The sequence below is a fragment of the Micromonospora sp. NPDC000442 genome (assembly GCF_042898635.1).
GTDB lineage: Bacteria > Actinomycetota > Actinomycetes > Mycobacteriales > Micromonosporaceae > Micromonospora.
In genome coordinates, this window is record NZ_JBIAYZ010000007.1 from 344285 (window position 1) to 352698 (window position 8414).

The following is an 8414-nucleotide window of genomic DNA, read 5'->3' on the forward strand; positions in this document are numbered from 1 at the left end:
GCGGCTGGCGCTCGGTGCCGCCGGACCGCCTCTGAACGGTGCACCGGCGGCGGGGTGACCCGGCCGACCAGGACATGATCACGAGCGCTTGAGTTGATGCGTTGACGTTGTTAGGTTGCGCCGGGGTCGGTGTGCTGTGTGGCTCGCTCCTGACTGACCGGTCAACTAGCTCAGGGCCAGGGACGGTGTGATGGGTTCCCGCAGTACGAAGCTGCGTGCCAAGGCGGTGGCCGTGCTGGCCACGCTGGTGGCGCTCGGCAGCTTCGCCGCCTGGGTCACCGTCCGCGATGGAGCGAACCTGCTCGGTGTGCAGGCGCTCGACGCGCAGGTGTTCGATCCCACCGAGCCGCTGCTGTTGCAGTTGCAGCTGGAACGGCGCACCTCGCTTGTCTATCTCGGACGCCCGCAGGAGGCGCAGCTCGACGAGCTGACGCGGCTGCGTGAGCGCACCGACCAGTTGGCCGCCGAGTTCGCCGCGTCGACCGACAACTGGCAGGTCGGCCTGTTCGGCAGCGGCGCGCTGCACGACCGCATCGCGGAACTGGAGCAGCAACTGGCCGCGCTGTCCGACACGCGTACCGCCGTCGACGGGCGCAACATCGGCCGCACCGACGCCGGTGCGGCGTTCACCGAGCTGATCGCGTCGATCTACGAGGTGTACGACGAACTCGGCAATCTCGACGACGACCAGGTCACCGAGGACACCGCACAACTGATCCGGCTCAACCGGGCCCGGGAGCTGTTGTCCCAGGAGGACGCCATGCTGGCCGGTGTGCTCGCCGCGGGTCGGATCACCTCGGTCGAGCGGGCCGAGTTCACCCGGGTCGTCGGTGCCCGTCAGTTCGTCGCCGAGCAGGCGATCGCCCGGCTGCCCGATGCTGATCAGCGTCGCTACGAGCAGATGGTCACCGGGGCGAACTTCCGGCGGCTGGCCGATCTGGAATCCCAGATCATGAACGGCAACGGCACCTCCCGACTGCCGTTCTCGACCTCGGACTGGTCCGACGCCACCGGGCCGGCGCTGATCGAGATCGGTGACGTGGTGCTGGCCGGCGGCGACGACATCGTCAAGAGAGCCACGCCGGTCGCGATCGGTGTCATCGTCCGGCTGGTCCTCGTCGCCGGTCTCGGCCTGCTCGCGGTCATCGCCTCGGTGGTCGCCTCGATCACCACGGCACGGGCCCTGGGGCAGCAGTTGCAACGACTGCGCGACGCGGCGGTCCAGCTCGCCAACGAACAGTTGCCTAGTGTGGCGGAGCGGCTCGGGCGCGGTGAGCAGGTGGACGTCGCCAGGGAGGTGCCGCCGCTGCGCTTCGGTGACGACGAGATCGGCCAGGTGGGTCGGGCCTTCAACGTGGTGCAGGAGGGCGCTGTCCGTACCGCGGTCGAGCAGGCCGAGCGGCGTCGGGCCGTACGCGAGGTGTTCCTGAGCCTGGCCCGGCGCACCCAGGCCCTGGTGCACCGCCAGCTCACCCTGCTCGACTCGATGGAGCGGCGCGAGCAGGACGCCGAGGAGTTGGCGGACCTGTTCCGCGTCGACCACCTGGCCACCCGGATGCGACGGAACGCGGAGAACCTGATCGTGCTCTCCGGCTCCACCCCCGGCCGGGCCTGGCGGCGTAGCGTCCCGATGGTGGACGTGGTCCGGGGCGCGGTCGGTGAGGTCGAGGACTACGCCCGCGTCACGGTGCTCTCGATCGGCGGTGTATCGCTGGCCGGGCGGGCCGTCGGTGACGTCATCCACCTGCTCGCCGAACTGATCGAGAACGGACTCGCGTTCTCGCCGTCACACACCAGCGTCGAGGTACGCGGACAGCTCGTCGCCAACGGATTCGCCGTCGAGATCGAGGACCGCGGCCTGGGCATGACCGAGCAGGATCGCGCCGCCGCCAACCACCGCATCGTCGACCGCTCCGAGCTGAACCTCCCCGACGCGTCCCGGCTGGGCCTGTACCTGGTTAGCCGGTTGACCGACCGGCACGGCGTACAGGTGCGGCTCAAGGAGTCGGCGTACGGCGGGACGACCGCCGTGGTGTTGATCCCGGGTGATCTGATCGTGGACGAGGCCGAGCCGAGCGTGACGGGGGGAAACCCGGCGGCTCCCACCGCGCGACCGGCGGCCGATCCCGCCGCCGCGACGCAGCCCACCATCGACGGCGGCACGAGTGGCCGGGAGGCCCCCGCGGAGATCCAGCTCGCTGCCGGTGCCGACGGATCCGGGCTGCCGACCAGGTCGCGACGCCGGCCGGAGCACTCCGCCGCCTTGGACGGACCGACCGTCCCGTTCGGACTGCCGGTCGCGTCCGGGTCCGGCGACGGCTCGCCGTGGCCGCCGCACCGGCCGGCCGAGCCCGGCCCCGGAGCCGGTGGAGGCCCCGTGGCCGGGCAGCCGACCGAGCCGGTGACCCCGGCCGAGCCGGGCGGCCGCACGCCGGCCGAGATCGAGCTGACCCGCACCGAGTCGGGCCTGCCGGTCCGGGTACGCCAGGCGAGCCTGGCCCCGGGGTTGCGGGCCGAGCCCGAGGCGGTGGAAGCGGGTGGAGACGTGATCCGCGAGCCCGAACAGGTTCGGCGGATGATGAGTTCGTACCAGACCGGCACCCGGCGGGGACGCTCCGACGCCGCACGGCTGCTCGGTGCTGGCGGTCGGCTCGGGCCCGACGATGAGCCCGAGGACGCCGATCAACAGGCGACCTGACCGGGGTGCGCGGCCCGGCGAGCCGGGAAGAACGGTCAGGTCCAAGTGAGCACGGCGATGAGCCGGGGGAGAAGAGGACGACGAAGTGGCGCAGAAGACGGCTTCGAGTGCCGACCTGACGTGGTTGCTGGATGATCTGGTCGGCCGGGTCAAGCAGGCCGAGCACGCGGTCGCGCTGTCCGCCGACGGTCTGCTGATGGCCTCCTCGCAGGGGCTCAGCCGCGACGACGGTGAGCACCTGGCGGCGATGGCGGCCGGCATCCAGAGCCTGGCCCGCGGCGCCGGCAAGCGGTTCGGTGGCGGGCAGGTGCAGCAGACGATCATCGAGATGCAGTCGTCGTTCCTGTTCGTCACAGCCGCCGGCCGCAACGCCTGCCTGGCGGTGCTGGCCAGTGAGGACGCCGACGTCGGGCTGATCGCGTACGAGATGGCCATGCTGGTCACCCGGGTCGGCAGGTACGTCGCGTCGCCGTCACGGTCAGCCGAGCAGGCCGACGGGGAGAAGTAACCCGGATGACGGTGGAGGGCGATTCAGGCGACCACCAGTGGGTGGACGACCACGCCGGTCCGGTGGTTCGTCCGTACGCGGTGACCGGCGGCCGGGCCCGTCCGGTCACCGGCACGTTCGATCTGATCTCCCTGGTGACGGCAACCCGCAAGGACGTCTCCGTGGAGGTCGGCCTGGGCCCGGAGCACCTGGCGATCGTCGGCCGGTGCCAGCGGATGCAGTCCGTCGCCGAGATCGCGGCACACCTGGACCTGCCGGTAGGCGCCGTACGGGTCCTGCTGGGTGATCTGGTGGCGCGCAACCTGGTACAGATCCGCGAGCCGCACACCACCTTCGGACTACCCGACCACAGCATCTTCGAGGCGGTTATCAATGGACTACGGGCACTCTGAGCGGCCGTCGGGCGCGACCCCGCTGCCCACCGCGATCAAGATTCTGATCGCCGGCGCCTTCGGGGTGGGTAAGACCACGATGGTCGGTGCGGTCAGTGAGACGCGCCCGCTGCGGACCGAGGAGGTGCTTACCGAATCGGGAGTGGGCATCGACGACCTGGAAGGCGTCGAGACGAAGCGGACCACCACCGTCGCGATGGACTTCGGTCGGATCACCATCAGCGACGACCTGGTGCTGTACCTCTTCGGCACCCCGGGTCAGGACCGGTTCTGGTTCGTCTGGGACGAGTTGGCACTCGGCGCGATCGGCGCGGTGGTGCTGGCCGACACCCGTCGGCTGGCCGACTGCTTTCCCTCCCTCGACTACTTCGAGGGTCGGGGGACACCGTTCCTCGTCGCGGTCAACTGCTTCGACGGAGCCCGCCAGTACCGGCTCGACGAGGTGCAGGCGGCGCTGAACCTCGACCCCGAGGTGCCGGTGCTGCTCTGCGACGCCCGGCAGCGGGAGTCGACCAAGGAGGTGCTCATCACGCTGGTGGAGCACGCCATGAAGACCCGGGATGCCCGTCGCGCCGACTGACGGTTACGCCACCCGACGTGAGGGCTCCCACCCGGGCGGGTGGGAGCCCTCACGGCATCGCGGTCAGTTGGCGATCATGCGTCGCAGCACGTACTGCAGGATGCCGCCGTGCCGGTAGTAGTCCGCCTCGCCCGGGGTGTCGATCCGCACCACCGCGTCGAACTCCACCCCGCCGTCGGTGGTGACCTTCACCGTGCGCGGAGTGTCGCCGTCGTTGAGCGCGGTCACCCCGGTGACGGTGAACGTCTCGGTGCCGGTGAGCCCCAACGACTCGGCGGTCTCTCCGGCGGGGAACTGCAACGGCAGCACGCCCATCCCGATCAGGTTGGAGCGGTGGATCCGCTCGTACGACTCGGCGATGACCGCCTGCACACCGAGCAGCATGGTGCCCTTGGCCGCCCAGTCCCGCGACGAGCCGGAACCGTACTCCTTGCCGGCCAGGATGACCAGCGGCACGCCCGCCTCCTGGTACGCCATGGAGGCGTCGTAGATCGAGGTCTGTTCCCCGGTCAGGTGGTTGACCGTGAAGCCGCCCTCCACCCCCGGGACGAGCTGGTTACGCAGCCGGATGTTGGCGAAGGTGCCCCGGATCATCACCTCGTGGTTGCCCCGGCGGGAGCCGTAGGAGTTGAACTCGTGGCGCGGCACGCCGTGCTCGGCGAGGTACTGCCCGGCGGGGGAGTCGGCCTTGATGGAACCGGCCGGCGAGATGTGGTCGGTGGTCACCGAGTCGCCGAGCTTGGCCAGCACCCGGGCACCGGCGATGTCGGTCACCGGCTCCGGCTGCTGCCGCATGCCCTCGAAGTACGGAGGCTTGCGGACGTAGGTGGAGTCGCCGTCCCAGGCGAAGGTGTCCCCGGTCGGGGTCGGCAGGGACTGCCAGCGCTCGTCACCGGCGAACACGTCGGCGTACGCGGAGCTGAAGCCGGTGGCGCCGATCGCGGAGGCGATGACGTCCTGGATCTCGGCGGTGTTCGGCCAGATGTCGCGCAGGAAGACCGGGTTGCCCTCGCTGTCCTCACCGAGCGGCTCGTTGGCCAGGTCGATGTCCATTGTCCCGGCCAGGGCGTACGCCACCACCAGCGGCGGGGACGCCAGGTAGTTCATCTTCACGTCCGGGTTGATCCGGCCCTCGAAGTTGCGGTTACCGGAGAGCACCGAGACGACCGCGAGGTCGGCTTCGTTCACCACGGCGGAAATCTCCTCCGGCAGCGGGCCGGAGTTGCCGATGCAGGTGGTGCAGCCGTAGCCGACCAGGTGGAACCCGAGCTTCTCCAGGTACGGCGTGAGACCGGCCCGCTCGTAGTAGTCCATGACGACCTTGGAGCCGGGCGCGAGGGTGGTCTTCACCCACGGCTTGCGGTTCAGGCCCTTGTCCACGGCGTTGCGGGCGAGCAGCGCCGCACCGATCATCACCTGCGGGTTGGAGGTGTTGGTGCAGGAGGTGATCGCGGCGATCACCACGGCACCGTGGTCCAGCTCGAACTCGGTGCCGTCGGCACCGGTGACCCGGATCGGGTTGCTGGCCCGTCCGCCGGAGCCCACGGCGGCGTTGACCAGATCCCGGGGCGCGTCGGCCGGGTCGTCGATCCCGTTGGCCGGGGAGTCACTGGCCGGGAACGACTCGGCGCTGGCCTCGTCGGCGTGGCCGGTCACACCGTACGGCTGCTCCTGCTGCGGGACGCCCGACTTGCGACCCGGGTCGCCGCCGGTCTCGTCGGCGGCCACGTAGTCGGTGAGGGCCGAGCGGAACAGGGTCTTGGCGTTGCCGAGCGGCACCCGGTCCTGCGGGCGCTTCGGTCCGGCGAGTGAGGGCTCGATGGTGCCGAGGTCGAGTTCCAGGTGCTCGGAGTACGCCGGCTCGTGGTTCGGGTCGTGCCAGAGGCCCTGCTCCTTGGCGTACGCCTCGACCAGGGCGACCTGCTGCGGGTCGCGGCCGGTCAGCTCCAGGTAGCGGACGGTCTCGGCGTCGATCGGGAAGATCGCGACGGTGGAGCCGTACTCCGGGGACATGTTGCCGATGGTGGCCCGGTTGGCCAGCGGCACCGCGCTCACGCCGGGGCCGTAGAACTCGACGAACTTGCCGACCACGCCGTGCTTGCGCAGCATCTCGGTGATGGTGAGCACCAGGTCGGTGGCGGTGGTGCCGGCCGGCATCTCGCCGGAGAGCTTGAAGCCGACGACCCGCGGGATCAGCATGCTGACCGGCTGGCCCAGCATGGCGGCCTCGGCCTCGATGCCGCCGACGCCCCAGCCCAGCACGCCCAGGCCGTTCACCATTGTGGTGTGCGAGTCGGTGCCGACGACCGTGTCCGGGTACGCCTGGCCGCCGCGCTCCATCACCGTACGGGCCAGGTACTCGATGTTGACCTGGTGCACGATGCCGGTGCCGGGCGGCACCACCTTGAACTCGTTGAACGCGCTCTGGCCCCAGCGCAGGAACTGGTAGCGCTCCTTGTTGCGGGTGTACTCCAGCTCGACGTTGCGCTCGAAGGCGTCCTCGCGGCCGAACAGGTCGGCGATGACCGAGTGGTCGATGACCAACTCGGCGGGGGCGAGCGGGTTCACCTTGGTCGGGTCGCCACCGAGGTCGCGGACGGCCTCACGCATGGTGGCCAGGTCGACCACGCACGGTACGCCGGTGAAGTCCTGCATCAGCACCCGGGCCGGGGTGAACTGGATCTCGACGTTCGGGTCCGCGGTCGGGTCCCACGCACCGAGCTGGCGGATGTGTTCGGCGGTGATGTTCGCGCCGTCCTCGGTCCGCAGCAGGTTCTCCAGCAGGATCTTCAGGCTGTAGGGGAGCCGTTCCTGGCCCTCCACCTTGCTGATCTTGAAAATCTCGTAGCTCGCGTCTCCGACGCGTAGCTGGGTCTTCGCACCGAAGGTGTCGAGGCTCGCCACGTCGTACTCCTTCACACCAGCGACCGTGAGTAGTCCTGAGCAGTCTTTCGCACCGGCCGGGGCGCTGCCGTGGTTAGGCAACACTTACCGCCGGTTCTCGCCGTCAACAAAACCGTACGTCCGTCTTGTTATTCGTGCAACCCGGTGCCACCGTGTGGACGGGAGGTGCACACATGATCCATCACGTACAGCTCGCCTGCCCTCCGGGCTCGGAGGGGCTGTCACGGGCCTTCTACGTCGGCATCCTCGGCCTCACCGAGCTGACCAAGCCGGCCGCCCTCGCCGCCCGCGGTGGTTGCTGGTTCCAGGGGTACGGTGCCGAACTGCACCTGGGCGTGGAGGACGACTTCCGCCCGGCCCGCAAGGCACACCCCGCGTTGCTGCGGCCCGACCTCGACACCCTCGCCGCCCGGCTGAGCGCCGCGGGGTACCCGGTCACCTGGGGCGACGACGAACTGCCCGGGCTGCGCCGCTTCCACACCCACGACGCCCACGGCAACCGCCTGGAGTTCCTGACCCCCACCGCCTGAACACCACCCCGCCCCCGTATCCCTCACCGGCTGGCCAACCGTCCGCACCGTCCGCCGCCGTAGCCCTCGCCGCGCCGCCCGCCGCCATAGGCGTCGCCGTGCCGTCGTGCCGTCCGTCGTGCCGTCTGCCGCGCCGGGCCGGGCCGCCGTGGCCCTCGCCGCCTGCTGGCAGCGTTGCCGCCTGCAACTTCGGGGATGGTGCTGCCTGGCCGTGGTCGTGGTTTCAGACAGCAACATCCCCGATGTTGTCGCATCCTTCGGGCGGTCCGGGCGGTCCGGGCGGTCCGGGCGGTCCGGGCGGTCCGGGCGGTCGGTGGTGGTGCGGGGTGGTGTGTGGGTGGGGATGGCGGAGGTTGGCTCGGGTCGGGCATGACGAAGGGCCGACCCCTGGGTGGGGTCGGCCCTTCGTGGTGTTGGGTGTGGTCAGGAGGTGGCGGTGTAGCCGCGGGTGGCGATCCAGTCGGCGAGGGTGTCGATGCTCATCCGGTAGGAGGCCTGGGCGGGGTCGGCGGAGTCGGCGATGGTGACCGTGTCGCCGCCGTCGCGGTAGCCCACGACGCTGATGTAGTGGCCGCCTTCGAAGCTGTGGGGGGTGCCGTCGGTGTCGGTGGCGGTGCCGGCGATGTTGGCGACTACGGCACGGCCGTCGTTGACGGTGCGGACGATGTCGTCGCGCAGCTTGTCGGTCTGCTTGTCGTCGGCCTTGGCGTCGGCGATCTCGACCGAGCGGTAGACGTCCTTGCCGGTCTCCTTGTTCAGTACCGGGGTGATGTCGTTGATGGAGTTGGTGCCGGCCTCGGTG

At 70.2% G+C, this 8414-nt stretch carries 7 protein-coding genes; 5 read left to right on the top strand and 2 right to left on the bottom strand.

Annotated elements, in window-relative coordinates:
• Positions 1-190: 190 nt before the first annotated feature.
• The 4 genes from ACFY2A_RS14585 to ACFY2A_RS14600 all read left to right on the top strand — a co-directional run bounded on the left by ACFY2A_RS14585 (position 191) and on the right by ACFY2A_RS14600 (position 4178).
• Positions 191-2698, top strand: a complete 2508-nt coding sequence (locus tag ACFY2A_RS14585; protein ID WP_387171727.1) for a nitrate- and nitrite sensing domain-containing protein — start codon at positions 191-193, stop codon at positions 2696-2698.
• 85 nt (positions 2699-2783) lie between these two features.
• Positions 2784-3206, top strand: a complete 423-nt coding sequence (locus ACFY2A_RS14590) for a roadblock/LC7 domain-containing protein (RefSeq protein WP_363924905.1) — start codon at positions 2784-2786, stop codon at positions 3204-3206.
• A 5-nt stretch (positions 3207-3211) separates the two neighbouring features.
• Positions 3212-3598 (top strand): DUF742 domain-containing protein, encoded by a 387-nt coding sequence (locus tag ACFY2A_RS14595; RefSeq protein WP_363924904.1) that lies wholly within the window; start codon positions 3212-3214, stop codon positions 3596-3598.
• Positions 3579-4178 (top strand): ATP/GTP-binding protein, encoded by a 600-nt coding sequence (locus ACFY2A_RS14600; RefSeq protein ID WP_387171729.1) that lies wholly within the window; start codon positions 3579-3581, stop codon positions 4176-4178. The genes ACFY2A_RS14595 and ACFY2A_RS14600 overlap by 20 nt, the downstream gene beginning before the upstream one ends.
• Before the next feature lie 63 nt (positions 4179-4241).
• On the opposite strand, the gene ACFY2A_RS14605 is transcribed toward ACFY2A_RS14600, so the two are convergent.
• The gene (locus tag ACFY2A_RS14605; protein ID WP_387171731.1) at positions 4242-7097 is read right to left on the bottom strand and encodes an aconitate hydratase; all 2856 of its coding nucleotides are present in this window, start codon (positions 7095-7097) and stop codon (positions 4242-4244) included.
• A 158-nt stretch (positions 7098-7255) separates the two neighbouring features.
• Here ACFY2A_RS14605 and ACFY2A_RS14610 point away from each other — a divergent pair, with 158 nt between their 5' ends.
• The gene (locus tag ACFY2A_RS14610; RefSeq protein ID WP_387171733.1) at positions 7256-7612 is read left to right on the top strand and encodes a glyoxalase; all 357 of its coding nucleotides are present in this window, start codon (positions 7256-7258) and stop codon (positions 7610-7612) included.
• 423 nt (positions 7613-8035) lie between these two features.
• Here the strand turns inward: ACFY2A_RS14610 and ACFY2A_RS14615 are convergent.
• Positions 8036-8414, bottom strand: a 379-nt coding sequence (locus ACFY2A_RS14615) for a C39 family peptidase (protein ID WP_387171735.1), incomplete at its 5' end; no start/stop codon positions are given.

Bases quoted from the DNA above. Each gene is read 5' to 3' on its own strand.
- ACFY2A_RS14585 (WP_387171727.1), top strand. From the start codon at position 191: ATGGGTTCCCGCAGTACGAAGCTGCGTGCCAAGGCGGTGGCCGTGCTG.
- ACFY2A_RS14595 (WP_363924904.1), top strand. From the start codon at position 3,212: ATGACGGTGGAGGGCGATTCAGGCGACCACCAGTGGGTGGACGACCAC.
- ACFY2A_RS14610 (WP_387171733.1), top strand. From the start codon at position 7,256: ATGATCCATCACGTACAGCTCGCCTGCCCTCCGGGCTCGGAGGGGCTG.
- ACFY2A_RS14600 (WP_387171729.1), top strand. From the start codon at position 3,579: ATGGACTACGGGCACTCTGAGCGGCCGTCGGGCGCGACCCCGCTGCCC.